This is a genomic window from Duganella sp. BJB476 (assembly GCF_003416895.1).
GTDB lineage: Bacteria > Pseudomonadota > Gammaproteobacteria > Burkholderiales > Burkholderiaceae_D > Rugamonas.
Map to the genome: position 1 here is coordinate 631151 of NZ_QVIO01000003.1, position 24654 is coordinate 655804.

Here is a 24654-nt window from a genome sequence, read left to right on the forward strand (position 1 = left end):
AGGGTCAGCGTGATCCGGAATTATTGAGAGAGACATTGGCCATGCCGGTTTGCGCGTTGTGCGCCGGGCTACCCGGACAGACCACGCACACCGACCACAGATAGCGGCCCAGCATCCAGGCCAGTGTCAGCAGCGCCACCAGGGTAATCATCAGGAAGACATCGTTGTACGCGAGGATGTTGGCCTCGCGCGTGGCCGCCGCGCCCAGCGCCGCCACGCCGGTCGCGCTGCGGGCGGCGGGATCGGCCAGCGCCGCGCCCACGCTGGCGCCGCCGCTCTGGATGCGCGCCGCCACCATCGGATCGAGCAGGGTCAGATGCTCGACCAGTATGCTGGAGTGGAATTTCTCGCGCACCACCTGGAACGTGCCAACCGCTGCCGAACCAAGCAGGCTGCCCAGCGTCTGCGTGATGCTGAACATGACCGAGAAGCTGACCAGGTTATTCGGCGCCGCGATCACCGCGCCGAAGCCCGAGACAAACGTCGGCCCGATGAAGAAGGCGCCGCCGAAGGCCAGCAGGAACTGGCTCACATACAGGTCGGCGGGCCGGGTCAGGTTGGTGGCGTCCGAATCCATGTAGGCGCCAACCGCCATCACCGCCAGCGAGAACATCAGCTGCAACGGGATGCGCGCCGGCGTGATGGTCAGCGCGCTGGCCACCAGCCCGGCCACGGTGCCGATCATGACGATGATCCACAACATCTGCATCTGGTCGTTGTTCAAGCCCAGCGCCTGCAGGAAGCCCACGGTGCCGTTGGCCTCCGACTGCACCACGCGGATCAGCAGCACCGACATGGCCAGCCTGGCGATATTGCCGTTGGTGAGCCAGCGCGTGTTGATCAGCGGGCGCGCGCGGTTATGCTCGACCAGCAGCGCGGCGGCGATCAGCACGATGGCGCCGGCCAGGCACAGGCCCAGCCAGCGCGATTCGAACCACCATACGGTGCGGCCCAGCGCCAGCACCGCCGACAGCAAGGCCACGCCGGGCGCGAACAGGCCGAAGGTGAGGAAGTCCATTTTCTCGAAAGCCTTGACGCGATCGCCCGGCGGCAGCTTGAGCACCAGCACGCAGGCCAGCGACAACAGGGCCAGGCCCAGCTCGAAGAAGTACAGGCCGCGCCATTCGCCGAACTCCATCAGCTCCGACGAGAACAGCCGCGCCATCGGCAGCGCCAGCTGCGAGAAGCCGATGCCGAACACCACCGCCTTGAGCCGGTGCTGCGCCGGGAAGGCCTGCAAGGTGTAGTACAGGCCGAGGGTGGTCAGCGCCGCGCCGCTCATGCCGTGCGCCGCCCGCACCGCGATGGCCGAGGCCAGGCCGTGCACGAACAAATGGGCCACGGTGGCCAGCGCGTACAGCACCAGGAACAGTTCGGTAAAGAGACGCAGGCCGTACTGCTGGCGGAATTTCACCAGCAGCAGGTTCATCGACACATTGGCCATCACGTAGGCGGCCGGCAGCCACTGGATCTCGGCTGAGTACACGCCCAGCGAGCCTTGCAGGTAAGGCAGGTTGACCGACACCAGCGCGTTGCCCAGCCCGCCGGTGACGGCGACGATGAAGCCGATCACCAGGAACGCCAGGCGGCGCTCGGCCGTGTGCAGCGGTGTCGACGGCGACCCCGGCAAGGAGGGACGCTCATGCGGAAGCCATACTTGTGGAGCGTAAACGTCCATGCTCAGCTGATCCTGATTCTATTTTTGCGGGGCGTAAACTGCGTAATGACGAGCATATCACTATGCACGCCATTGTTGCGTATTTTACAGTTTAGCCAAAAGGGATAGGCTGGAGGACGAGGGAAGAGCCGGCCGGCGCCGGCCCGGTGTTACTTGGCGCTGCGCGAGCTCAGCAGCTTGGACAGGCCATAGCCGGCGGCGGCGGCCAGCAGGACGGACACGGCCGGATGGGCGCGCACGCGGCCGCGACCCGATTCGGCCAGTGCCTTGTAGCTCTCACTCACTTGTTTGCCGCGCGCGATCAGGCGGCTGGAAGAGCTTTCCACAGTATCGGCCACTTTGTTGACGCCATCGGCCACCTTGTCGACGCCGGTGTGGGCGCGGTTGGCCAGGCGGTCGGTGGTGGGCGGGACCTTGTCGGCGACCTTGTCGATGGCCGCATGCGCGTCGGCGCGCAGGTTGTTGCCGATCTGGGTGACGCCGTCGCGGGCGGAACTGATTTTGCTGTCGATGCTGTTTTCCATGATGCTTTCCTTTTTCGGGTGAATGTTGGAACTGCAGGGGCTACGATAGGCGCATAGCCGGGACTTAACCGTGCGGAAACGAACAGAAAGACAATCGGTCCACTATGTGAACTGGCACACGGACGACAGCGCCTGAAAGGAGCATGCTGGGCGATACACCCAGCCCAGGAGAGCGGCATGTTTCCCATCTCATCAGCGTCGTTGACGACGCCAGACAGCGTCACTCCGCTGGCGGAGAGCGCCGCCGTGACAGCGGTCCATCCCAATCAAGTGGCCGCCGCCGGCTCGGCCACCGATGCACCGCCAGCGGCCTCGGTCACCATCGAACTATCGCCGGTGGCCAGCTTCCTGCTGACGGTATCGCAGTCCCAGGAGCAACTGGCCCAGCTGCAGACAACGGTCGCCAACGGCGCCGAGCCCCGTGAAGCCGCCGCAACCTTGAATGACACCACGCAAAACGTGGTGAACGCATTCAACTTGCTGCCAGCGGTAGATTTCAACCAGGCTCAGCTGCAAGGACCGTCGCTGCTCAACAAGCTGGTGCAAAGCCTGCAACAACAGACCTTCGGCAACGACGCGACGCAGCCTCAGCAGACGGCGGCGCGGAGCCTGGCGCAGATCGGCGTCACCTTGCAAGCGCCGCTGCTGTCGGATGCGAGCGGCGGCCTGTCGCTGGACAATGAAGTGCTGCGGGCCTCGTTCAACACCGATCAGCAGAACACCACGCAAACCTTGCAAAACACGCTCAATACCTTCAGCGAACTGGCGACGCGTTTTGTCGAACAGTTGAGCGCCGCCGGCACCGGCGCGGTGGAAGCGCTCACCGCCCGCCAGCAGGCGTCCCTGACGCCAGCCGATGTGGCGGCCAAGGCGCCGCCTTCGCCCCTCGTCAATCCGCAGCAGGCCGGCAGTCAGGACCAAGCTCAAGCCAGCACGCAGGCCGGCGCACAGGCGGCAGACGCCGCCGCGGCATCACAGGCAGCGCGCCAGCAGTCATCGTCCGACCTGAGCGCGGCAACCGCGGCCAGCACCCAAGCGGTGGCGCAGGCCGCCATCGCGCGCAATGCCGCCGCCCTGGCAGCGGCCGCGGGCGCCGCAAACGCCGCCAACACCACGGCGGCCCAGCAAGCGACTGCCGAACAAGACGCCGCCGCCAATCTGGCTGCGGCCAACCAGGCCGCCGCCTCGGCTGTCGCGCAGGCGCAGGCGGCCCAAGCCGCCGCCGACGCCTTGGCCGCCCAGAGCGCTGCCGCCTCCGCCGCAGCACAGCAAGCTCTCGCCGCGCAGATCGCCGCCACCACGCCGGAAGCCGCCAACGCCGCAGCCGCCGTCGTGGCGCAGCAGGCCAGCGCCGCCCAGGCCACCGCAGCCAATCTCGCAGCAGCCAACGCGGCCGCCGCGACAGCAGCGCAGCAGGCGAGCGCCGCCCAAAGCGCGGCGGCCCAGGCGCAAACCGAGCAGAACGCCGCCACGCAAGTGGCGACAGTGCAGGCCAGCACACTGCAGAACGATCCGTTGCGCGCCAATCCCGCCCTGGCCGCAGCCATCGCGGCCTACAACATCAACGATACCGGCGCCAACGCCCACACCGCCCAAGCCGCCACCGACACGATCCCCCGCGTCCCGGCAGTGGAAGCTGCCGCCCGCTCACGAGCATTAGGCAACGCGCCATAAACCTTGGGGCGCTTGCAGGAAGCATGTAATAATCGGCCGATAGCCACTGCTCAATTGCCGATGAAACGATTGCCGATACCGGGTACCCTGCTCGCCGCCGTGCTGTCCTGCATCCCGCTGGTGCATGCCGCCCCGGCCGCATCGGCGCTGCCGGTGGTGCCGCTGCTGATCGGCGACACGCTCGATGAGCAAGGCAAGCCGCGCCCGATGCCGGCGGTCAAACGCAAGGTGCTCGATGCGGTGGCCCAGGAGCTGGGCGTCACGTTCGAGCCGCGCACCTATCCGTGGGCGCGCGCCGAGCGCTACGCCATCGACGGCGTCGGCCTGGTGTATGGCCTGCCGAAAACCGCCGATCGCCTGAGCGCGCTGCGCTACTCCGACACCGCCAGCCACAACAGCCTGTGGCTGGTCACGCGCAGCGACGCCACCTTCCCCTTCAGCCGTCTCGAGGACCTGCGCGGCAAGACCGTCGGCACGGTGCGCGGCTATAGCTACGGCCCGGAATTCGACACCGCGCGCGGCAAGCTGTTCCGCACCGACGAAGACATCTCCTCGCGCGGCACCCGCCTCACGCGCCTGATGCTCAAGCGCGTGGACGTGGTGCTGCTGTTCCAGCCCGACGGCCTGAGCGCGAAAGACCTCGAGAACGACATCCGCGCCTTCATGGCTCCGCGCTTGCCGGCCATCGGCGCCGCCGCCAACGCCGGCTTCAGCGTGCTGCCCAAGCCCCTGGCCACCGACAGCGGCCAGTTCTTCGCCATCGCCCGCGCCAAGGACGACGGCATCATCGACCGCATCAACGCGGCGCTGGCGCGCATCCAGAAGCGCGAGGAGGAAGCCAGGCGCCAGCGCGCACCGAATTAAGACGCCATCCACATGGAGAAGATCAAGCTTAACTGCTTTTTTTTGCAGCCGATTTACTCATCAGATGCAGTATCAGGACGATACCAATCGAAACAAAAATGGAAGCGCAATGATATTGGCTATAGATAAATACATTCTCGCTGACCTCGGTCAACTTACCATGATAGGAAAGGAAAAAATGCCCATTCTCCTCTTTTCCATTGAGCGCATCACCGCCGAAATAGGCCATCCCTAAAATCGCGGCCAGGAAATTCAGAAAGGTGAAGTTTCCGGCAAACACCCTGAATTTCTCAAATTTTTCGTTTGTCATATATTGGCATGATGCGCATTTTGTCGTGGCGGGATTTTAATTAATTCATCCAATGCAACACATTACGCTTTAGTAATAGAAGACGTGCTGGCCGCGCTCCTGCGGAAAAAGAAAGCACGAAACCGCCGAGCGCCGAATTAAATTCTGAACGCAGCCCATTTGAAAGGCGATAGCGTGCAAAACAGGCCAATCGAAAGCCCAAGTCACACGATAATATTTTGCGTTTTTGGCGATAATCTTGCCATCACCTCACAACACAACATCAGGAGATCGCATGAAATTGAAGCATATTGCAGCCACCCTCGCCTTGCTGGGCGCAGCCGGCGCCCACGCGCAGGACACCGTGGTCAAGATCGGCCACAGCGGCCCGCTGTCCGGCGCCCAGGCGTTTTCGGGCAAGGACAACGAGAACGGCGCGCGCCTGGCGGTCGAGGAACTGAACGCCAAGCCGATCACCGTGGCCGGCAAGAAGCTCAAATTCGAACTGCAATCGGAAGATGACCAGGGCGACCCGAAAGCCGGCGTGGCAGCGGCCCAGAAGCTGATCGACCAGGGCGTCAAATACGTGGTCGGCCCGTACAACTCGGGCGTGGCCATTCCCGCTTCGCGCGCCTACAACGATGCCGGCGTCCTGATCGCCACCGTCGCCACCAATCCCAAGATCACCCAGCAGGGCTACAAGGGCCTGTTCCGCGTGAACGCCAGCGACTCCCAGCTGGGCACCAAGATGGCGCTGTACGCGGCCAATGAACTCAAGCTCAAGACCGTGGCCGTGATCGACGACCGCACCGCCTTCGGCCAGGGCGTGGCCGAGGAATTCAAGAAGCAGGCCAAGGCCGCCGGCATGACCGTGGCCGGCCACGAGTTCACCACCGATAAGGCGTTCGACTTCACCGCCATCCTGACCAAGCTGAAAACCAAGAAGGTCGAGGCGATCTTCTTCGGCGGCTATGCGCCACAGGGCGCACCGATGGCGCGCCAGATGAAACAGCTGGGCATCAACGCCAAGCTGCTGGGCGGCGACACCATCTGCACCGCGGAGATGGGCAAGCTGGGTGGCGACGCCGTCGGCGAGAACGTCCTGTGCTCGCAGGGTGGCGCCATCCTCGACAAGTTTGCCAGCGGCCCGGCCTTCAAGGCCAGGTACAAGGCACGCTTCAAGCAGGAGCCGGACGTCTACGCGGCGGCCTACTACGACGCGGCCATGATGTACGCGCAGACGATGCAGAAGGTGAACTCGATCGATCCGCAAAAAGTGGGAGCCGCCATCAGCGCCGGTTCGTACAAGGGCGTGGCGGGCACCTACTCGTTCGACGAACACGGCGACATGAAGCAGTCGCCGGTCACCATCTTCAACTTCAGGGGCGGCCAGCCGGTTCCGCTGACCACCTACTGATGTAGCGCGCCGTCGTCCTGCATCGCGGCGACGGCGCTGTTCAGAATCTCAAGCGCCTGTTCCATGTCGAAATCGCCGACCGCCTGTTCCAGCTTGCGGTAGTGCTGGGGGAAGGCGGCGGCCAGCAGCGCGCCATGTTCCACCAGCAGCCGTTCGGAGCGGGCGTCATCGTCCGCCAGCAACGCGCCCAGTTCGCGCACCACGGCGTCGCGCTGTTCGGGATCGACTTCCACCTTCTCCAGTTCCGCTTCCGCCGGCAGGCCTGCAACAATCTCCGCCACCTGCCCTGCCAGCACGGATTCAAGCTGCGCCAGCTGCGGCGCCAGGCGCGCCGACAGCGCGGCGGCGCCGGCCTCCCCCACCGCCGCAGGCGACAGCGCATGTTCGGCTTCGCCAGCCAGCACCTGCAAGGCGCTGGCACCGATATTCCCGGCCAGTCCCTTGAGCGTGTGCGCGCCGCGCTCGGCACCGGCGCGGTCGCCGGCCGCGATCAATGCCGATATCTGCTGTACCGCGCCAGCCTGGTTGGCCACGAAGCCGCGCAGCATGGCCAGGTAGCGCGGCCGCTTGCCCAGCACGCGGCGCAGGCCGGCCACCATGTCCAGGCCCGCAATCTCGTGCGCGAAGTCGTCTTCCTGCGCCGCTTGTAGCTCGGAACCCAGTTCGAATCCTGGCTCACCGCGCTGATCACCGCCGGCAGCATCGTGCGCCGGCAACGCATGGCGCGGCGGTATCCAGCGCAACAGCGCGCGCCACAGGTCGTCCGGTTCGATCGGCTTGATCACAAAGTCCACCATGCCCGCCTGCGTGCACAGGTCGCGGTCGGCCTGCATGGCGTTGGCCGTCATCGCCACCACCGGCAAGCCGTCCAGCTGCGGCAAGGCGCGCAATGCGCGGGTAGCTTCCACGCCGTCCATCTCCGGCATCTGCATGTCCATCAGAACGATGTCGTACTGGTCACGCTGCGCCATCGCTACCGCCTCGACGCCGTTGTTGGCGATGTCCACCACCAGGCCCGCATCGGCCAGCAGCTCCGACGCCACCTGCTGGTTCAGCTCATTGTCCTCGGCCAGCAGCACGCGCGCGCCGCGCAGGGTGGCCAGCGCCGCCAATGTGCTGACCGGCGCCGGACGCGCCAGCGCGCTGTCGTCCACTTCGCCGCCTAGCAGGCGGATCAGGGTATTGAGCAGCACCGACGCGTTGACCGGCTTGATCAGCACATCCTCGATGCCGGCGCCTTGCGCCTGCTGCTGCACTTCCTCGCGTCCGTAGGCCGTGACCATCATCAGGCGCGGCGTCTCCTGCAAGCCCAGCGCCCTGATGGCGGCGGCGGTCTCGATGCCGCTCATGCCCGGCATCTGCCAGTCCAGCAGCACCACGGCCAGCGGCTCGCCGGCTGCGGCGGCATCGCGCACGATGGTCACCGCCTCGGCGCCGGACGCCGCCACCTGCACATTGAAGCGCATGCCGCGCAGCAGCTCGGCGATCACGCTGCGGGCGCTGTCGTTGTCGTCCACCACCAGCAGGCGGCTGCCGCGCAGGTCCGGCGACGGCAGCAGCGAGGCCCGTTCGTTCTGGCCAATATCCAGGTGGGCGGTGAACCAGAACGTCGATCCGTGGCCCAATTCGCTCTCGACACCGACCTCGCCGCCCATCAGCTGCGCCAGTTTCTTCGAGATCGCCAGACCCAGGCCGGTGCCGCCGTACTTGCGGGTGGTGGAGGCGTCGGCCTGCTGGAAGCTCTGGAACAACTGACGCATCTGTTCTTCGCTCAAGCCGATGCCGGTGTCGCGCACGGCGAAGTGCAGCAGCACGCGATGCTCGTCGTGGCTGCGCACGCGCACCGTCACCGCCACCTCGCCGCGCTCGGTGAACTTGACTGCGTTGTTGGCGTAGTTGATCAGGATCTGGCCCAGCCGCAGCGCATCGCCCACCAGCGCGGTCGGCACGTCGGGGGCGACGTCGAATACCAGCTCCAGTCCCTTGGCGTTGACCTTGTCGCCGATCAGCGTGGCCAGGTTCTCCAGCAGCTGATCGAGTTCGAACGGCTGGTTCTCCACTTGCAGCTTGTCGGCTTCGATCTTGGAGAAGTCCAGGATGTCGTTGATGATGCCCAGCAGGTGCTGGCCGGCGCGCTGGATCTTCTGCACGTAATCGTGCTGGCGCGGCGTCAGGCCGGTCTTCAGCGCCAGGTGGCTCATGCCGATGATGGCGTTCATCGGCGTGCGGATCTCGTGGCTCATATTCGCCAGGAATAGCGACTTGCTGCGCGTCGCGTCTTCCGCCGTCTGCTTGGCGGCGCTCAGCGTCTGCGCCGCCGTGTGCTCGGCCGTCACGTCGGCCAGGTAGCCGTTCCACACTTCCTCGTCCGCCTGCTGGTGCACGCAGGTGCAGTGGATGTCGACCCAGCGCGCCGCCACCATGCCCTGCGCGCCGAACTCCATGCGGCGGTGGATGGACCAGTGCTGGCGCGCGCTGTCGGCGATCTGCGCCAGCAGGCCCGCGCGGCCGTCGGGATCGAGCAGCGCGAACAGCATGGCGCCGTCTTCCAGCACATCGCTGGCCTGCAGGCCGGTGATGGCGGTGATGGCGGGACTCATGAAGCGGAAACGCGGCTGGCCCGCCGCATCCATCTGGAACTGGTACACCGCCACCGGCAGGTTGTTGGTGATCTCGCGCATGCGGCGCTCGTTCTCGAAGCGCAGGCGGCGCGCGCTTTCGGCGGCGCGGGTGCGGCCCGTCACCACCATGCCGCCCAGCCAGACGGCGCCGATGCAGGCCGCGGCCAGCATCATCTGGTTCCACAGCGGCAGCCACTCGCCCTTGTCCTGCATGATTACCACGCGCCAGGCGCCGCCGTCGTCAGGCCAGTTCAAATCGGTGCCGGCCAGCGCGTAGGTCAGCCCCTGGATGCTGGCCTGCTTGCCGACGGGTTCAAACGACAGTTGCAGCGGACCGGTGCCGGTGAACAGTTCGCCGAACTGCTTTTCCTTTTCCAATTGGGCCAGGCGCGCCGGCGCGATCTTCCGCGACTGCGTGAACAGCCATTCATTGCGGTTGGTGGCGAACACCACGCCGTCCGGCGACAGCAGCAGCACCGGGTCCTTGCTGCGCGCGAGGATGCGGTCGATTTCGGCAGCCGGCATCTTGATGGTGTAGACACCGGCGATCGGCGTGTCGCGCGAATTGCCGCTGTAGACCGGCGCGGCGAAATACAGTCCGCGTTCATGCGAATTGCTGCCGATGGCGGCATAGACATTGGCCTCGCCGGCCAGCGCCCGCCGTACGTAAGGGCGATAGCGCAGGTTGCGGCCGACGCCGATGGCCTTGCCCTCTTTGTTCAGGTAAGCGACGGTGGTGCCTTCGCCGTTCAGCACGAACACGGTGTCGGCGCTGTACTGATCGAGGACGGCGGCGAAGTCCACATGCAGGCGATAGGCATCGGCGACCAGTTCACCGGACAGCAGCAGCTTGACGCTGTCCTCCACTAGTCCCATCAGGATCGCGCCGCCCATCACTCGGCCGTCGGTGGAATCGATCTGAATCTGGCGCGCGATGTCGTCCGCAGTGGCTTTCAAGTCGCGGCTATGCTGCTGGAACACCAGCTGGCGCTGGATCAGCACCGCGCCGCCGGCCAGCAGCAGCGCCAGGGTGGCCCAGCGCATGGTCTGGCGGCCCGGCAGGCCGCGCTGGCGCAGCTGCCCCCATGCCGCACGCCAGGTGCGCAGGGGCGGCTTGGGCGACAGCGGCGCCGGTGGCAGGGGTACTCCGTCTGAAGATCCGTTCATGTCGCCTTGCGATGCATAAGGATTTGTCAATGGATTATAGCGGAAAAGTGTTTCTCCAACGCTTCCCCGGCGGCCGATTATGTGCTTTACTTGGCTAGCCAAAATACCAAGGTCCCCGAATGCCGCGCATGCCCTTACGCCCCGTCCTACGCCTGCTGCTGTGCGGCGCGCTGGCCTGCCTGCACGCCGCGCCCTTGCAGGCGGCGCCGCGCCCGCTGGCCTTCACCGCCGTCGATTCGCTGGGCGCCGACAGCCGCGCCATCCTCACCATCCTGCAGGACCGCCAGGGCTTCGTCTGGATCGGCACTATCGAGGGCGGCTTGTTCCGCCACGACGGCCATAAGCAGGTGCGCTACATGAACGACCCGTCCGACCCGCATAGCCTGCCGGGCGGCCGCGTCACCGCGCTGTACGAAGACGAAACCGGCAAGCTGTGGATCGGCACCGACGAAGGCCTGGCGCGCTTCGACCCGGTGGCCAACAACTTCACCCGCTACGTGCCCACCGGAGGCCCGAACAACGCGCGCATCGTGCGCCGCATCGTCGCCGACAACAAGGGCGGCATGTGGGTGGCGACATGGGGCGGCCTGCAGCACTTCGACCCGCGCAAGGGCAGCTTCGTCATGTACCGCCACGACGACGCCAAGCCGGACAGCCTGCTCTACAACGACATCAACGCGGTCGCCGTCGACCACCTGGGCGGCGTGTGGGCCGCCACCTGGCCCGGCGGCCTGGATTACCTGGCGCTAGGCACCGGCGGCTTCCAGCACTTCCGCGTCGACGACCCGGAGCATCCCAACCCCAAGGCCAACGACGTGCGCGCGCTGTACTTCGACAGCGCCGCCACGCTGTGGATAGGTTCGGCCGACGGCTTGGTGACATGGAAGACCGGCCAGCCCTGGGACAAGCGCGAAGCGCTGTCCGTGCAGGCCAAGCGCGTGACCGACATCGACGAAGACCGCGCCGGCGACCTGTGGATCAGCACCCGCACCAGCGGCTTGCTGCGCTGGGACCGCGAGCTACGCCAGTTCCAGAGCTACCGCCACCGCGCCGAGGACGCGCATAGTCTCAACAGCGACGCCATCAACACCACCATGCGCGACCGCAGCGGCACCCTGTGGGTAGGCTCGCTGACCGATGGCGTCAGCCGCGCCAACCTTGGCTATCACGGCTTTGAGCGCTTCGTCCCGCGCGACATCGATCCCGACTTCGTCAAGTCCAGCAATTTCGTGCGCAGCGTCGGCGCCGCCGCCAACAACCAGCTGTGGCTTGCGCTGGATGACGGCCTGGCGCTGTTCGACCCGGCCAGGCGCGAGATGGTGCGCACCTGGAGCGCCACGCCCAAGCGGCCGGGCGCACTGAGTTCCAACGTCATCTACAGCACCTACCAGGCGCCGGACGGAGTACTGTGGATCGGCACCTCGGAAGGCCTGAACCGGCTGGACACTCACGATGCGCCATTCAAGGTGATCCACTTCGGCAGCAAGACCACGGACTTCATCAACGCCATCGCGCCGGGACGCGGCGGCGTGCTGTGGCTGGGCACCGGCACCGCCATGCTGCGCTACGATCCGGCCAGCGGCGCGGTAGAAAGCTACGCCCACGACGACAAGAACCCGGACAGCCGCGGCGTCAACGGCGCCACCACGGTGGTGGAAGACAACGCCGGCCGCGTATGGAGCGGCGAGTTCTATCGCGGCGGCGGGCTCGATATGCTCGATCCGGCCACGGGGAAATTCCGCCACTTCCGGCTCGATCCGAAAAATCCCGCAAGCCTGAGCAGCGACCGTGTCAGCAGCCTGCACCTGGATGCGGACGGCAGCATGTGGGTCGGCACGTCCAAGGGTTTGAACCATGTGGTGGCCGGCAAGGACGGCGCGTTCACCATCACCCGCATCCAGGAAAAAGGCGAACTGGGTACGCGCCTGATCGAAGCGATACGCTCGGATAAAAACGGCATGATCTGGGTGACCACGGCGGCGGGCCTGAGCAAGATCGATCCGGTCTCCGGCACCGTTACCGAATACTCGGTGGAGGACGGCCTGACAGAAGGCTTCTACATGGACTCCGCCGCCAACAGCGGCAACGGTTTCCTGTACTTCGGCAGCAGCAGCGGCGTCACCGCAGTCAACCCGGCCATCCACAGCAGCGCCTCGCGCCCGCCGCAGCTGGCGATCACCGACATCCGCGTGCTGAATCGTTCGCTGGGCGGCAAGAACCCGCCGGAGGACGTGGTGCTGGAAGGCAGCCTGACGCAGCCCCGTTCACTGAGCCTGCCGTGGATCGCCAACACCATCTCGATCGAATTCGCCGCGCTGCATTTCGCCGAACCGCGCAGGAACGCTTATTCCTACTGGCTGGAAGGCTTCGACAAGCAACCGGTGCAAGCCGATGCCGGACATCCCGTGGCGACCTACACCAATCTGGCGCCCGGCAAATACCATTTCCATCTGCAGGGCAGCAACAACAAGGGCGTGTCCAGCCGCGACGAGATCATCCTGCCGATCACGATCACGCCGCCGGTGTGGGAAACGTGGTGGGCGCGCAGCGCCGTGGCGGCGCTGGTGGTAGCGCTACTGGTACTGCTGTTCCGCTGGATGGTGCGGCGCCTGAGCGTGCGGGCGCGCGAACTTGAGGCACTGCTACTGGAACGCACCGAGACGCTGCGGATTACGCAGCACAAGCTGGCCAACCTGTCGGCCACCGACAGCCTGACCGGCATCGCCAACCGCCGCTGCTTCGATGACCAACTGGCGCGCGAATGGCGCCGCGCGGCGCGCGAAAAGAAGCTGATGGCGATCGGGCTGGTGGAGATCGACCAGCTGGGCGCCTACCGCGACCATTACGGCCAACAGGCCGCCGACGACGTTTTGCGACGCGCGGCCAATGCGCTGAACGGCGCGGTGCAGCGGGCCGGCGACCTGGTGGCGCGATACGGCGCCGATCAATTCGCCTTCCTGGCGCCCGGCACCAGCGGCGAAGAAGCGATGCTGATCGCGCGCCGCATGGAAGCGGCCATCAACGCATTGAACCTGCCGAACGTGAAAGCACCGTCGGGCAGCATCAACGCCAGCATCGGCGCGGCCTCGCTGCCGGCGACGCAGGACGACAACGCGGAGGACCTGGTGTTGGCGGCCGACCAGGCGCTGTACCGCGCCCGCTCCGAAGGCGGCAAGCGCAGCGTGCTGGCGCCGCTGGACAACGCGGCCCAGCTGGTCTGACCAACTTGGTCTTGTGCGCCTAAAGTCCACGAGTGGTGAAATGTTGTTATTATTGACACCCTTTCCCCAACAAATCCCGAACCATGCGCTTTCAACTCACCTCCAGCCTGCCCGTCCTTCCCTTTTCCTTGTTGCTCGCTGCCACCGGCATCGGCAATCATGCTTACGCCGAAACGGCGACGGTCTATTTCTCGGCTAGCTCCACCAGCATCGAGCAAGGCCACAGCGTCAATCTGGCCTGGGACGCGAGCAACGCGACGGCCTGTTCGGCGTCTTGGTCCGGTCCAATTCCCTTGTCGGGAAGCTATGCCACACCACCGCTGCAGGCCGGCACGAACTACACCATCAATTGCACCAGCGGCGAGCAAACCATAACGCGCAATGTCGCGGTCGACGTGACGCCAGCCTGCGAGAACTGCTTCAAGAAACGCTGGATCTATTACTACGGCGGCCTGGGCTACAAGCGCGGCAACGACAACGCCTCCTACAAAAAACTCGTCGAGCTGATCGGCCGGGCCAAACAGGCGGGCTACAACGGCATCATGCTAAACGTCGGCAGCGACGATTCCTACACATCCTTGCTTAAACCGGGAGAGGCACCGGAATTCCAGGCGAATTTCGACGAGATCAAAAAGCTGGCCAGCGACAACGGCATCGAACTGATACCGGTCGGCGGCAGCCCCGACGTCGCGGCGAAAATCGACCCCACGCTGGCCGAGGCCCTACCTGTCAGCAATACACCTTTCGTGGTGAACGGCAGCAAGGCGACGCCGGTGGGTGGCACGATCGTGAGCAACGGCGGCTTCGACAAGGGCACCGAGGGCTGGTACTTGTTCGACACCAGCGTCCACTACGACACCAGCGAGCAAAACGGCGCTGTCAAGCTGGACCAGACCGATCCGAATGGCCGGGCGCGCCTGTATCGGCCTTTCACCGACCTCAAAGCGCACACCGCCTACCGCATGTCCTTCTCGGTGAAGACCCAAAACTACGACGCCCCGCTGCGCATACAAATCTACCCGCCGGCAGCGGACGACGTCAACACCGAAATACCGCTCTACCTGAGCCGCAACTACCTCGGCTGGGGCAGTACAAACGGCAAGTGGAACGATAAGGCCAACGCCATCGCCACGACCCAGGACTGGACACGCTACAACATCGACTTCAACACCCGAGAATACAAAGGCTTCCGTCTCTACATCGGCGCCTGGGGCAACGGCACCACCAAGACCGGCTTCGCCTTGATCGACGATATCGACATCCGCGAGATCGGCCTGGCCCACGCCGTGCGCCGGCCATCGCTGCCGGTGGTGGTCAGCGCCGACGCCGACGACGGGCGCACCGTCTACACCGAAGGCAAGGATTACCAAGTCGGCGTCGAGTCGCTGCTCATTCCGGCCGGTAGCGCCATCCAAGACAAGCAGCGTTTGCGCGTGTCGAGCTACCAGGAGGCGACGAACATGATGCCGGTCTGGAACCCGCCGGGCAACTCCTGCTCCAGCAAATACTACGACGTCCAAAAAGCCGCCTACCAGAACATCAAGCAACTGTTCACATCGTCTAAATTCTTCATCAACTACGACGAATGGCGCATCATGAACTGGGACCCTTCCTGCGGCAATCTGACGGCGGGCGAGTACCTGGCCAACACCACCAGAACCATGCAAAACATGCTGTCGGGCGAGAACCAGAACATCGACATGTATGTTTGGAACGACATGTTCGATCCCAACGCGAACGCGGTCGACCATTATCTGGCGGTCAACGGCTCGCTGCTGGACGGCTGGAAGGGATTGCAGAGCAACACGACCATCATGAATTGGATTCAAAACCGGACGGACAAGAACCTGCAAGTCCCCTCGCTGAAATTCTTCAGCGATAGAAAGTTCCACCAGATGATCGCGCTCTACTACGACGACAACAGCAACCTGGACCGTACCAAGCAATGGCTCGACAGCCTCGATGCCGCTGAGAAGGACGGTGTGACCGGCGTCGACGGCTTTATGTACACGACCTGGCAAAACAACAGCAACTACGGCGACCTCGAAAACGTGTCGAACTTGATCAAGACGAAGTATTCAAAGCGCTGGCCGAAGTAGGCCGGGCTAGCCCGAATATTTCATCGTGAACGACGGCGGCATGCTGCTGTTACGACAGATCGGCAGGGGAATTGCGGGCTAGGACAGCTGCAACTCCCAGTAGCCGACATCGATCCAGCGATCAAACTTGCGGCCGACCTGCTTGAAGTGGGCGACCTTCTCGAAACCCAGGCTTTCGTGCAGTGCCACGCTGGCTTCGTTGGGTTGGGCGATGCCGCCTATCGCCATGTGGATTTCTCGCCCGCGCAGTTCTTCCAATAGTGCCTTGTACAACGCCGAGCCGATGCCCTTGCCGCCCTGCCCGAACGCCACGTAGACGCTGGTCTCGGCGGCAAAGCGGTAGGCGCTGCGGGCGCGCCACTTGGTCGCGTAGGCATAGCCGAGCACTTCGCCGTCCTGTTCATACACCAGCCATGGCAGCCCGGCAGTGACGTCGCGGATGCGGCCAGCCATGTCCTCCGGCGTGACCGCATGCTCCTCGAAGCTGATGGTGGTGGTGGCGATGTAGTGGTTGTAGATAGCGACGATGGCTGCGGCGTCGTCTGGCGTAGCGGGTCTGATCATCGGATTCAAAGATAGCGGGTTTCGGTGGGTGGCGAGATCCAGTTGTCGGCGCGGCCATCGACGTAGGTAATCGGCGTGCCGGCCAGGTCCTCGTCGCTGACGCCATCTAGGCTGGCGACATTGACGCCGTAGAATACACCGTAGCGCGGCGAGTTGCCGATGCCGTAGGGACGCACGCCGCAATGCTTGCAGAAGTAGTGATGCTCGTTCTTCGCGCCGAACTGGTAGACGTTCATCTCGGCCTCGCCGGCCAGCAGGCGGAAGGCTTCCGGCTTGGCCATCACGGCCCAGCAGCGTATCTTCAAGCAGAACGAGCAATTGCAGCGCAGGCTGCCCTGGCTCAAATCGAGGTCCGCCTCAAAGCGCACCGCGCCGCAATGGCAGCTGCCGTTGTAAGTCCTCATCATCTGGCGTATTCTCCTTATGACAAGTATAAACGAACGGCGCAGTTTCAGTTCCGGGCAAGCAGAATGTCGTCGATGACGGGGATAATGGCAAGCGACAGCAAGGCCACGGCCAGCGGCACCGTGGAGATGTAGCCCAGGTATTTGAAGCCGAACGCGCCGGCCAATCCACCCAGCAGGAACATCGCCAGCAGGGAACCCAGTAACAGCAACTTGCCGCGGTCGGCCGCGACCCGGTCCGATGCGGTGCCGGCGTTCCAGTAAAACAGTTTACCCAGTTCGATGCCGATGTCGGTCACCAGCCCGGTGACGTGGGTGGTGCGGATTTCTGCCCGCGAGACCTTGGTGATAATGGCGTTTTGAAGTCCCATCACAAAGCACAGCAAGGCGACGATGGCGGAGACCTGGCCGGAAGCTCCCAGGCTGGCGCCCATCAGGCCAAAGCACAACAGCAGCGCTGCCTCCACGATCAGCGGCAGCGCATACTGGCTTTGCGCGCCGCGCCGCCGGCCCCAGTTGATCAGGATCGCGGAAGTGGCAGCGCCCAGCAAGAAAGCCAGCAACGCCGCCAGGCCTGCAGCCACCACCCGCATCTCGCCCATCGCGGCGCTATCCGCCAGCGACGAGACGATGCCTGTCATGTGCGATGTGTACTGCCCCACTGCGAAAAAACCGCCGGCATTGACCGCGCCAGCCACGAAGGCAAGCGAACGGCCAAGGCGGCGGTTGCTGATGTTGGTGCGTTGCGGGCTGGTGAGGGCCCGCAGGTAGTGCATAGGCATGGTTGGCCTCCCTGTTACTGTCGGCCAGACCATTGTATGCCATCAGATCACTTGAGCGTTACTCCCCAGTTCTTCTCCACGCACTTGGTGTAGTTGCCGGCGATCAGAGCGCTGTACGGCGTTTGATAGCTCACCAATTGGCATTGATAGTCGCCGCCGCTGCTCCAGTTCTTCTCCCAGTAGATGTTGTAGGCCGCCGAACTGGATCCGCTGAAGCGCTGCATCGTGGCGCAGGACAGCTGCTCGCTGCCGATGTTCCAGCCCAGGTCCGCCGCGAACTGCTTGTAGTAGTCGATGCGGTTCTGCGCTGCCGCCTTCTCGGTGCCGGTGCCGCATTCGGCGTTGATGATCATGATGGTGGTGGCGAAGTTGTTGTCCGCGCCGGCCGCCTTGTCCGCCGCATTCGGCACCCAGGTCCCGTCCAGCACATGCAGCATCGACGGCTTGGGCGGCTGCGGGTAGACGAAGAAGAACGTCGCCGAGGCGAGGTTCAGCCAGGTCGACGCCACCAGGTCGGGATTCTTCAGCAGCACCGACTGGTCGCCGTTGTACATCACCTGCGAGAACGGGCCGTAGTTGTAGTTGTACGAGAGCTGCTTGGCGCCGCGGCCGTAGTACTTCTTGAAGGTACCGTCGGCGTTTTTACCGCAGGTCCAGACGGTGTTGAACACCGGGTCCGAGCATTCGACGTTGTAGCCGCAGTTGGTGCCGGTTTCGTCGCAACCCATCTCGCGAAGATACTTCAGGCCCTGGCGCCATTGTGGCAGCGGCAGGCTGGCGTTGTGGTCGCCCGTCTCCTGCGCGAAGTGGGCGAACATCGTCGCCAGCGAGTGGCGGCAGATGGCGTCCGCATCGCGGCCGTCGGTGTAGTCGCCGCAGATTGCCGGGAACTTGGCCACCGCTTGCAGGAAGCGGCCGTACGTATAGCTGGGCTCACGGATGCCGAAGTAGTAGTCCCATTTGGCCGACGTCAGCAAACGCTCCACCCGCTTGACGTTGGCCGGGTTGGCCGCCGCGCCGGGCGATACCGCGTCCACCGCCGCGTTGTCCAGCGTACGGATCGATGCCTTCACGGTGCGGAAGAAATCGTTGTCGGTCAGCTGGACTTCGCGCGCCTCGGCTTGCGCCTTGGTCGGCACGCCGCCCGGTTGCGGCGTGCCGGGATCTGGCGGCGTTGTTGGATCGGGAGCGTCGGTAATGTACTTCCACGGCCCCCAGGCATCGGTGGGATTGGGCGCGGTGCCCTGCACCCACCATTTGGCTTCGTACTGCTTGCCCTGGTAGATCGCACACATGCCTGCGGTGTAGACCGCCGTGGCGGTCCATGCCGGGCATGCGGTGGCGGCGGCGGTGGAGATGCCGCCGGAGAGTACGCGCGGAGCGCTGCTGTCGGCCTGGCCGCCGTCGCTGCCGCCGCCACAGGCGGCAAGCAGCAAGGCGCTCAGCACAGCGATGCTGTGAACTGATTTCATCGCGTCCCCTTATTTCAGCGCGACCGGCAAGCCGGGATACTCATCGCTCAAGGCATAGCGCACGCCGTTCACCGTGACCACGTAGGCTGACGGCCCCGAGATCGGCAACGAGTAGTTCAGCGTCAGCGACACCGAAGCACCCGGCGCCAGCGACTGCCACGTCGGAATCGTGAACTTGGCGTGGTTGAAGCTGGCCTTGAAGCCGCCGATGTTGTTCGGTCCCGAGTAGCCGGCCTTGGTCACCACCAGGCCGTAGCCCGATTGATCGCTCATGTTGGCGGGCGCCGATACAGGATAGTCGAACTCCACCACCGAGCCGCCCGGTATCGTGACGGTGGTGTTGTTCGTCACCGTCATCACGGGGTTGATCGGGTAGTTGCTGTCACCCAGGACCCAGCCACCCAAAGCGATGCTGACCTTGGCACTGCTGGCTGGCATTGCCGATTCCGCCCGCGTGGCGCCGTATGGACTGGCGGTCTTGAAGGCGTTGTAGATGTTGGTGGTCAGCGTGTAGCCCATGAAGTACTCGCCTTTGCCGCCGTTCTTGCTGGCGTCCCAGGCGTAGTCGCCGGCCAGTTCCCAGATCATGATGCCGCCGATGGCGTTGTCGATCACGTACTGGGTCTTGGCTGCCATCGATTGCACCGTCTCCGTGGAGATGAAGACTTTGCGCGTGGCGTTCCACAGCCACGGCGCCGCCATCGTGGCGCTGTAGTTGGCGGTGTAGGTGCCGGTGATGGTTTTCTCGGTGACGCCATAGGCATCCAGGTAGTCCGGCACGATGGCGCTTTGCAGGTTGAGCGCATGCCACAGCGGATTGCCGCCGCCGGGAACCGGCTTGCCGTTGGTATCGAGGTCGTACCAGACGTTGTCGATGCCGACCGCGCCGGTGCCGCAGGTTTTGACGCCGGCGCAGGTGACGGTGTCGTTCACCACTGGCGAGGTTCCCCACAGGCCGCTGGTGCCGCCGGTGACATCCTTCCAACCGCGCGTGTAGTACGGCACGCCGATGTTGATGCGGCCGGCCTGCAATGCGCCGCGATAGTAGTGGTACGCCCAGTCGACGTTCAGGTAGCCGATGCCGCCGTAGGAGTAGGCGTTGCCGGCTTTGAGTTCGGCGTCGTTACCGTCGTCGAACAGCGCGGCGTTGGGACCGACGTACTGGTTCCAGCCGCCATGCAGGTCGTAGGACATCAGGCTGGCGTAGTCGAGGTACTGCAGGCCGGAGAGGTTTTCCTCACCGCGCAGTATCCAGCCCGACGCGGAGCCGGCGATGGTCAGCATGTAGTACTTGTTGTCGGCGACGGCTGCGGTGTCCAGCTTTTGACGCACGGTTTTCAGCAGCACGTTGTAGCTCTTCATCAGGCCCGCCAGGCGTGGCTTGGAGAGGCCGAAGTCGAGCGGGTTGCCGGCTTCGTTGTTGGTGGTCGGGTGCTCGTAGTCGATGTCGATACCGTCGAAGAAGGTGTATTGACGGAGCACGGCCACCATCGAGTCGGCCAGGGTGTTGATGCCTGCGGTGTTGAGCGAGCCGTCGGCATTGGTGGTGGCGGTGTAGTAGCCGCCGCTGCCTGCCCAGCCGCCCACTGACAGCATGACCTTCACGCCGGGGTAGCGCTTCTTGTATTGGGACAGCAGGTTGAAGTGACCTTTGTACGGCAGCGACGGATCCATCGCTGCGGCGGGGATGTTCGGCCAGGTCATGCCGGTGTCCGGATTATTGGCGCCGCTGCCCAGTTGGACTTTGGCGTTGGCGTCCACCGAGGCGAAGGCGTAGTTCACGTGGGTGATTTTGTCCCACGGGATGTTGTTGACCAGGTAGGACGGCGTGTTGTTAGCGCCCGTGCGCCAGCTGGTGAAGTAGCCGACGATGCGGCGGTTCAGGCCATTGGCCAGCTTCTCGCGGCCGTTGGCGTCGTACACGCCGCAGTAGTTCACGTTCGGCACCGGCGAGGCCAGGCCGTCGGGACGGCACGCGACCGGCGTTGGCGTTGGCGTTGGCGTCGGTGTAGGAGTCGGCGTTGGTGTCGGAGTCGGAGTCGGTGTTGGAGTCGGCGTTGGCGTTGGCGTCGGAGTTGGCGTTGGCGTCGTGGAATCCAGCGCCCACGGTCCCCACTCTTCGGTACCCGGCACGTTATTTTGCGTCCACCACTTGGCCTTGTAGGTAGCGCCGTTGTAAGTCACGCACATGCCGACGGTGTAGATCGCGCTGGACGACCATGCCGGGCAATCCGCTGCGGCGGCTGCGGTTTGTATCCCGCCCATCAGTTTGGGGCCGGGCGTCGCGCTTTGAGGATCGGAGCCGCCGCCACAGGCGGCGACGGCGCTGCCGATCAGCGCCAGCATCAATAGGTTATGTCGCATTTTGTCTCCCGTATTTTAAAAATCGTGATTGTTCGGGTAATGACTGTAGAAGTCGTTGTCCCACTTGAAGTGGGTGGCAGAGATGGTGATGGTGATATCCAGCGCTTCGACGAAGTGCCACCAACCGACAGGCAGGAACAGGATCTCGCCTGGTTCCAGCACGCAGTCGATGACCGGCACGTCTGCCATCATCGGAAAACGCTGCAGGTCGATGTTGCGTCCATCGACCGGGGTAAAGCAGTGGCGCTGGTTGTACAGCTTGGGCGTATCGCAGGGAGCGATCAGCCGCACGCGTTTGCGCCCTGCGATCTGGATCATGAAGTTGTTGGTCAGGTCGTGATGAAACGGCGTGATGGTGCCGGCCGGACCAAACCAGAAAAAGCCCCGCCCTGCCGCGTTCAGGTATTCCGGCAGCGGCGGTGCGTCGGCCATCAGTTCATGCAGCGACTCGCGATTCTGGCCGTCGTTATTGGCGGTCATGTAGAAGTCGTTGGTATGGCCGCTGTCGCGCACCAGTTCCACGTACTCGCCGAAACGCATGCGCCGCTTGTGCGACTGGCTGTTCATCTCGTAATCGGGATCCGCGCTGCGGCCGAACTGCACCTCCACCATGCGTTCGCCCAGTTGTTCGCTGAGATATTCCAGCGTCCACTTGCTGCGGGCGGCGCAGTCGTCCAGCATGCCGGTGATGATCACCGGCAGGTTGCTGCGGTAGTGCTGTTCGAGGAACTCCGCGCCGGAAAGGCGCTCCCGGTGCGGCACGTCGGTCGGCGCCAGCCGGTTCAATTGCGACTGGATGCGGAGCACCCAGTCACGCTTGGCCAGCCGGTTATGCAGTCGAGATACGCCCTGCAGGTAAGGGCTGCGCAGCGCGGCGGCGATTTCCGTGTTGGCTTCGCGGGCGCCGATGCCGGACTGGGTCAGGATGCCGGCCAGCGTATCCGGCCGGATGCCGAGGATCAGGTTCTCGGCGATCCAGCTGCGCCATGCGTCGGTGACGCCGATGGTTTGGACGACGGCATGGCGCTTCATGGCTTAGCGTCCTTTCCAGACGGCGCTGGTCAGGGCGCCGCTGGCGTCGCCGTCCAACTCCCACGAGAAGGCGCCGCGCAGACTCTGATCCTTCACGTACTGCATCTTGGTGGCGATAACGGTCGGATCGTCGTAGCTCCACCATTCACCGGTTCCGGTGTACAGGAACAGCTGCTTGGTCTGCGGATGGTACCAGCGCGTGCCGGCTTTGTTGACCAGGACCTTGTAGTCATCGATGCCGGTTTCGTAGGTGCCGGCCGCGCCGCCGGTGGTGGTTTGATACAGGCCGTTGGCGTTCGGGCCGGCGGCTACGCCTTTCCATCCGCGTCCGTAGAACGGCACGCCGAGCAGGATCTTATTACGCGGCATGCCGGCTGCCACCAGCGCCGTCACGGCGTCGTTGGTGTTGTACTTGGCGAGGATGCCGGTCGCAGGATCGGCAGGATCGTGATACAGCGGCGCGTGGAAGTTGGTGGTGCTTTCCCATGCGCCGTGGAAGTCGTAGCTCATCAGGTTGACCCAGTCCATGTACTGCGAATACAGGGTCGGTTCGGTTTGGGCGATCTTCTCGGTGCCGGCGCCGATGGCGGCCGTCAGCGCATAACGCTTGCCGTCGATGGCGCCTTGCGCGTCCAGCTGTGCGCGGAACTCAGCCATCAGCAGCGTGAAGTTATGCTTGTCGTTGACCGCGTCGTAGGTGTTGTACGGCTGGCCGCCGCCGCCCGGATATTCCCAGTCGATGTCGATGCCGTCAAACACGCCCTTGGCGGAGCCGGGGCCGCCGCGTCCATCCTGCACCGGCAGGTCGCCGGCGATGAACATCTTCACGCAGGACTTGGCCAGCTGCTTGCGCAGGGCGTCGGTCTTGGCTGCGGCCGAGAAGTTTTTCGACCAGCTCCAGCCGCCCAGCGAGATGAACACTTTCAGGTTCGGGTGCGCGGCTTTGAGCAGCTTCAGTTGCAGGAAGTTGCCGGTCAGCGGAGCGTCCCAGGCGACGGTCTTGCCGTCCACGGTGCGCGTTGGCTGGCGTTGGTAGTCGGCGTAGGCGTCGCCACCGGTGCCGGCTTGCGGCGAGGTCGGTGTGTCGTTGCCCACTTCGGCGCTGGTGACCATGTCGCATTCGTAGCCGCCGTTCTTGGCGTAGGTGTTGCCGAAGGCGTAGTTGATGAAGGTGAGCTGGTCGGCGACGCTGGTCTGCACTCCATTGACCGGAGTCTTGGTGGTGTGGATGTCGGCCACTTCGTAGCTGCGGCCGTACACGCCCCACTGCGCGAAGTAGGAGCCGATTTCACGGCCGCCGGTCGGCGTTGGGGTTGGTGTCGGCGTTGGCGTTGGGGTTGGTGTCGGCGTTGGCGTTGGCGTTGGCGTTGGTGTCGGAGTTGGGGTCGGCGTTGGCGTTGGCGTTGGCGTTGGCGTAGGAGTTGGGGTCGGCGTAGGCGTCACGGCCTGCAGCTCCCAAGGTCCCCACTGCTCTGTGCCTGGCACGTTATTTTGCGTCCACCACTTGGCCTTGTAGGTGGAGCCGTTGTAGGTCACGCACATGCCGACCGTGTAGATCGCACTGGACGACCAAGCCGGACAATCTGCGGCTGCGGCGGCGGTTTGCACGCCGCCCAGCAGTTTCATTTGTGGTGTGGTGGTGGTGGGGCTGTCGCTGCCCCCACCGCAAGCCGCCAACATACTGGCGATCAGGCCGAGTACGGCCGCGTTTCCCTTGACTGCACGTTCCATGCTTTCTCCTCCTTGGGTGGGTGAATCTATGCTTTTATTATTTTTTTAGGATGGAACGCAAAGAAGTGGTAGTCAAGTGGTTTTATTTTATTACATCCAATCAAATACCAGTTACAGCACAGGAAGAGTTATTGCGGCAAGAATCGATATGGAACTTGAAAGAGAGTGTGAGTGCCCACCAACCAGTTTCAGCAAGCAAAAGGGGCGCAACTGCGCCCCCAACTTTCGAATGTCTTAAATTGAACATTGTGTTAATTGGTGAGTACCAATTTTGTGCACTCTGGAAGTGGTACTGACGACGACAGCGGCCCAAAACCGCTGAAATCCAGAAATCAGGTGCTGGTAGCCAATTCCGGATGCACCGCATGCGCACTGCCGTCACGCACCTCGACGATGCGCGGTTGTTGTGGATTACCAAAACTCATCTTGTAGCAAACCTGACCGTTCTTCGAAGCGGTCGGCAGCACCATCAGCAGCTGGAACGCGCTTGGCGCTTCCTCCACCGAGGGGAAAATCGCCGGCAAGCCGGCCAGCACCACGGCCTCCAAAGAGTGCTCGCCTTCGATCCGGGTGTGATGTCCGCGCACCGAAATGCCGGCGGTTTCGCCGCCCTCAAACGCCATCCGCGCGTGGCCGATCACGCTATCGTTTTGCGCATTCACGACCAGATTCAACCACAAGGTGGGCGAGCCGGCGGCGCCGCTGGTGACTTCATACACTGCTGTAAATAATTGACTCATGGTGCTTCCTA

The 24654-nt window shown here is 64.0% G+C and carries 18 protein-coding genes and 1 pseudogene; 5 read left to right on the top strand and 14 right to left on the bottom strand.

Going from position 1 to position 24654, the window contains the following annotated elements:
- Window positions 1-4: 4 nt before the first annotated feature.
- Both D0T21_RS16135 and D0T21_RS16140 read right to left on the bottom strand, forming a co-directional pair.
- Window positions 5-1678: an MFS transporter gene (locus D0T21_RS16135; RefSeq protein WP_116990613.1), complete on the bottom strand. Its 1674-nt coding sequence runs from the start codon at window positions 1676-1678 to the stop codon at window positions 5-7.
- A 149-nt stretch (window positions 1679-1827) separates the two neighbouring features.
- Window positions 1828-2202, bottom strand: coding sequence for a hypothetical protein (locus tag D0T21_RS16140; RefSeq protein ID WP_116990614.1), 375 nt, complete (start codon window positions 2200-2202; stop codon window positions 1828-1830).
- 177 nt (window positions 2203-2379) lie between these two features.
- Here D0T21_RS16140 and D0T21_RS16145 point away from each other — a divergent pair, with 177 nt between their 5' ends.
- Both D0T21_RS16145 and D0T21_RS16150 read left to right on the top strand, forming a co-directional pair.
- A complete protein-coding gene (locus D0T21_RS16145; RefSeq protein ID WP_147328116.1) occupies window positions 2380-3876 on the top strand; it encodes a hypothetical protein in 1497 nt (498 codons plus the stop codon).
- Between the two features lie 60 nt (window positions 3877-3936).
- A complete protein-coding gene (locus D0T21_RS16150) occupies window positions 3937-4740 on the top strand; it encodes an ABC transporter substrate-binding protein (protein WP_229211497.1) in 804 nt (267 codons plus the stop codon).
- A 28-nt stretch (window positions 4741-4768) separates the two neighbouring features.
- On the opposite strand, the gene D0T21_RS16155 is transcribed toward D0T21_RS16150, so the two are convergent.
- A complete protein-coding gene (locus D0T21_RS16155; protein WP_116990617.1) occupies window positions 4769-5050 on the bottom strand; it encodes a hypothetical protein in 282 nt (93 codons plus the stop codon).
- A gap of 274 nt (window positions 5051-5324) precedes the next feature.
- Between D0T21_RS16155 and D0T21_RS16160 the strand changes: the two genes are divergently transcribed.
- Entirely contained in the window at window positions 5325-6446 is a 1122-nt protein-coding gene (locus tag D0T21_RS16160; RefSeq protein ID WP_116990618.1) for a branched-chain amino acid ABC transporter substrate-binding protein, read from the top strand.
- On the opposite strand, the gene D0T21_RS16165 is transcribed toward D0T21_RS16160, so the two are convergent.
- Entirely contained in the window at window positions 6440-10234 is a 3795-nt protein-coding gene (locus tag D0T21_RS16165; RefSeq protein ID WP_116990619.1) for a response regulator, read from the bottom strand. The genes D0T21_RS16160 and D0T21_RS16165 overlap by 7 nt on opposite strands.
- A gap of 128 nt (window positions 10235-10362) precedes the next feature.
- Between D0T21_RS16165 and D0T21_RS16170 the strand changes: the two genes are divergently transcribed.
- Both D0T21_RS16170 and D0T21_RS16175 read left to right on the top strand, forming a co-directional pair.
- Window positions 10363-13455: a ligand-binding sensor domain-containing diguanylate cyclase gene (locus D0T21_RS16170; RefSeq protein WP_229211498.1), complete on the top strand. Its 3093-nt coding sequence runs from the start codon at window positions 10363-10365 to the stop codon at window positions 13453-13455.
- A gap of 83 nt (window positions 13456-13538) precedes the next feature.
- Window positions 13539-15554, top strand: a complete 2016-nt coding sequence (locus D0T21_RS16175) for a DUF871 domain-containing protein (RefSeq protein ID WP_147328117.1) — start codon at window positions 13539-13541, stop codon at window positions 15552-15554.
- 78 nt (window positions 15555-15632) lie between these two features.
- On the opposite strand, the gene D0T21_RS16180 is transcribed toward D0T21_RS16175, so the two are convergent.
- The 10 genes and pseudogenes from D0T21_RS16180 to D0T21_RS16215 all read right to left on the bottom strand — a co-directional run bounded on the left by D0T21_RS16180 (window position 15633) and on the right by D0T21_RS16215 (window position 24643).
- Window positions 15633-16118 carry an arsinothricin resistance N-acetyltransferase ArsN1 family B gene (locus D0T21_RS16180; RefSeq protein WP_116990622.1) on the bottom strand — a complete coding sequence of 162 codons (486 nt, stop codon included), beginning with the start codon at window positions 16116-16118 and terminating at the stop codon, window positions 15633-15635.
- Window positions 16119-16123: 5 nt separating this feature from the next.
- Window positions 16124-16525, bottom strand: a complete 402-nt coding sequence (locus D0T21_RS16185; RefSeq protein WP_116990623.1) for a GFA family protein — start codon at window positions 16523-16525, stop codon at window positions 16124-16126.
- 44 nt (window positions 16526-16569) lie between these two features.
- Window positions 16570-17304 carry a YoaK family protein gene (locus D0T21_RS16190; RefSeq protein WP_116990624.1) on the bottom strand — a complete coding sequence of 245 codons (735 nt, stop codon included), beginning with the start codon at window positions 17302-17304 and terminating at the stop codon, window positions 16570-16572.
- A 47-nt stretch (window positions 17305-17351) separates the two neighbouring features.
- Entirely contained in the window at window positions 17352-18776 is a 1425-nt protein-coding gene (locus tag D0T21_RS16195; protein ID WP_116990625.1) for a glycoside hydrolase family 19 protein, read from the bottom strand.
- Between the two features lie 9 nt (window positions 18777-18785).
- Window positions 18786-21140, bottom strand: a complete 2355-nt coding sequence (locus tag D0T21_RS16200) for a chitinase C-terminal domain-containing protein (RefSeq protein ID WP_116990626.1) — start codon at window positions 21138-21140, stop codon at window positions 18786-18788.
- Window positions 21141-21155: 15 nt separating this feature from the next.
- A complete protein-coding gene (locus D0T21_RS16205; protein WP_116990627.1) occupies window positions 21156-22172 on the bottom strand; it encodes a cupin-like domain-containing protein in 1017 nt (338 codons plus the stop codon).
- Window positions 22173-22175: 3 nt separating this feature from the next.
- Window positions 22176-23459, bottom strand: a complete 1284-nt coding sequence (locus D0T21_RS16210) for a glycoside hydrolase family 18 protein (protein WP_301546341.1) — start codon at window positions 23457-23459, stop codon at window positions 22176-22178.
- Between the two features lies 1 nt (window position 23460).
- Window positions 23461-23631 (bottom strand): hypothetical protein, encoded by a 171-nt coding sequence (locus D0T21_RS32755; protein ID WP_301546343.1) that lies wholly within the window; start codon window positions 23629-23631, stop codon window positions 23461-23463.
- Window positions 23632-23684: 53 nt separating this feature from the next.
- A pseudogene (locus D0T21_RS32865) lies at window positions 23685-23903 on the bottom strand (chitinase); the annotation flags it as partial.
- Window positions 23904-24235: 332 nt separating this feature from the next.
- The gene (locus tag D0T21_RS16215; RefSeq protein ID WP_116990629.1) at window positions 24236-24643 is read right to left on the bottom strand and encodes a DUF1842 domain-containing protein; all 408 of its coding nucleotides are present in this window, start codon (window positions 24641-24643) and stop codon (window positions 24236-24238) included.
- Window positions 24644-24654: the final 11 nt, after the last annotated feature.

Bases quoted from the DNA above. Each gene is read 5' to 3' on its own strand.
- D0T21_RS16135 (WP_116990613.1), bottom strand. From the start codon at position 1,678: ATGGACGTTTACGCTCCACAAGTATGGCTTCCGCATGAGCGTCCCTCC.
- D0T21_RS16140 (WP_116990614.1), bottom strand. From the start codon at position 2,202: ATGGAAAACAGCATCGACAGCAAAATCAGTTCCGCCCGCGACGGCGTC.
- D0T21_RS16145 (WP_147328116.1), top strand. From the start codon at position 2,380: ATGTTTCCCATCTCATCAGCGTCGTTGACGACGCCAGACAGCGTCACT.
- D0T21_RS16150 (WP_229211497.1), top strand. From the start codon at position 3,937: ATGAAACGATTGCCGATACCGGGTACCCTGCTCGCCGCCGTGCTGTCC.
- D0T21_RS16155 (WP_116990617.1), bottom strand. From the start codon at position 5,050: ATGACAAACGAAAAATTTGAGAAATTCAGGGTGTTTGCCGGAAACTTC.
- D0T21_RS16160 (WP_116990618.1), top strand. From the start codon at position 5,325: ATGAAATTGAAGCATATTGCAGCCACCCTCGCCTTGCTGGGCGCAGCC.
- D0T21_RS16165 (WP_116990619.1), bottom strand. From the start codon at position 10,234: ATGAACGGATCTTCAGACGGAGTACCCCTGCCACCGGCGCCGCTGTCG.
- D0T21_RS16170 (WP_229211498.1), top strand. From the start codon at position 10,363: ATGCCCTTACGCCCCGTCCTACGCCTGCTGCTGTGCGGCGCGCTGGCC.
- D0T21_RS16175 (WP_147328117.1), top strand. From the start codon at position 13,539: ATGCGCTTTCAACTCACCTCCAGCCTGCCCGTCCTTCCCTTTTCCTTG.
- D0T21_RS16180 (WP_116990622.1), bottom strand. From the start codon at position 16,118: ATGATCAGACCCGCTACGCCAGACGACGCCGCAGCCATCGTCGCTATC.
- D0T21_RS16185 (WP_116990623.1), bottom strand. From the start codon at position 16,525: ATGATGAGGACTTACAACGGCAGCTGCCATTGCGGCGCGGTGCGCTTT.
- D0T21_RS16190 (WP_116990624.1), bottom strand. From the start codon at position 17,304: ATGCCTATGCACTACCTGCGGGCCCTCACCAGCCCGCAACGCACCAAC.
- D0T21_RS16195 (WP_116990625.1), bottom strand. From the start codon at position 18,776: ATGAAATCAGTTCACAGCATCGCTGTGCTGAGCGCCTTGCTGCTTGCC.
- D0T21_RS16200 (WP_116990626.1), bottom strand. From the start codon at position 21,140: ATGCGACATAACCTATTGATGCTGGCGCTGATCGGCAGCGCCGTCGCC.
- D0T21_RS16205 (WP_116990627.1), bottom strand. From the start codon at position 22,172: ATGAAGCGCCATGCCGTCGTCCAAACCATCGGCGTCACCGACGCATGG.
- D0T21_RS16215 (WP_116990629.1), bottom strand. From the start codon at position 24,643: ATGAGTCAATTATTTACAGCAGTGTATGAAGTCACCAGCGGCGCCGCC.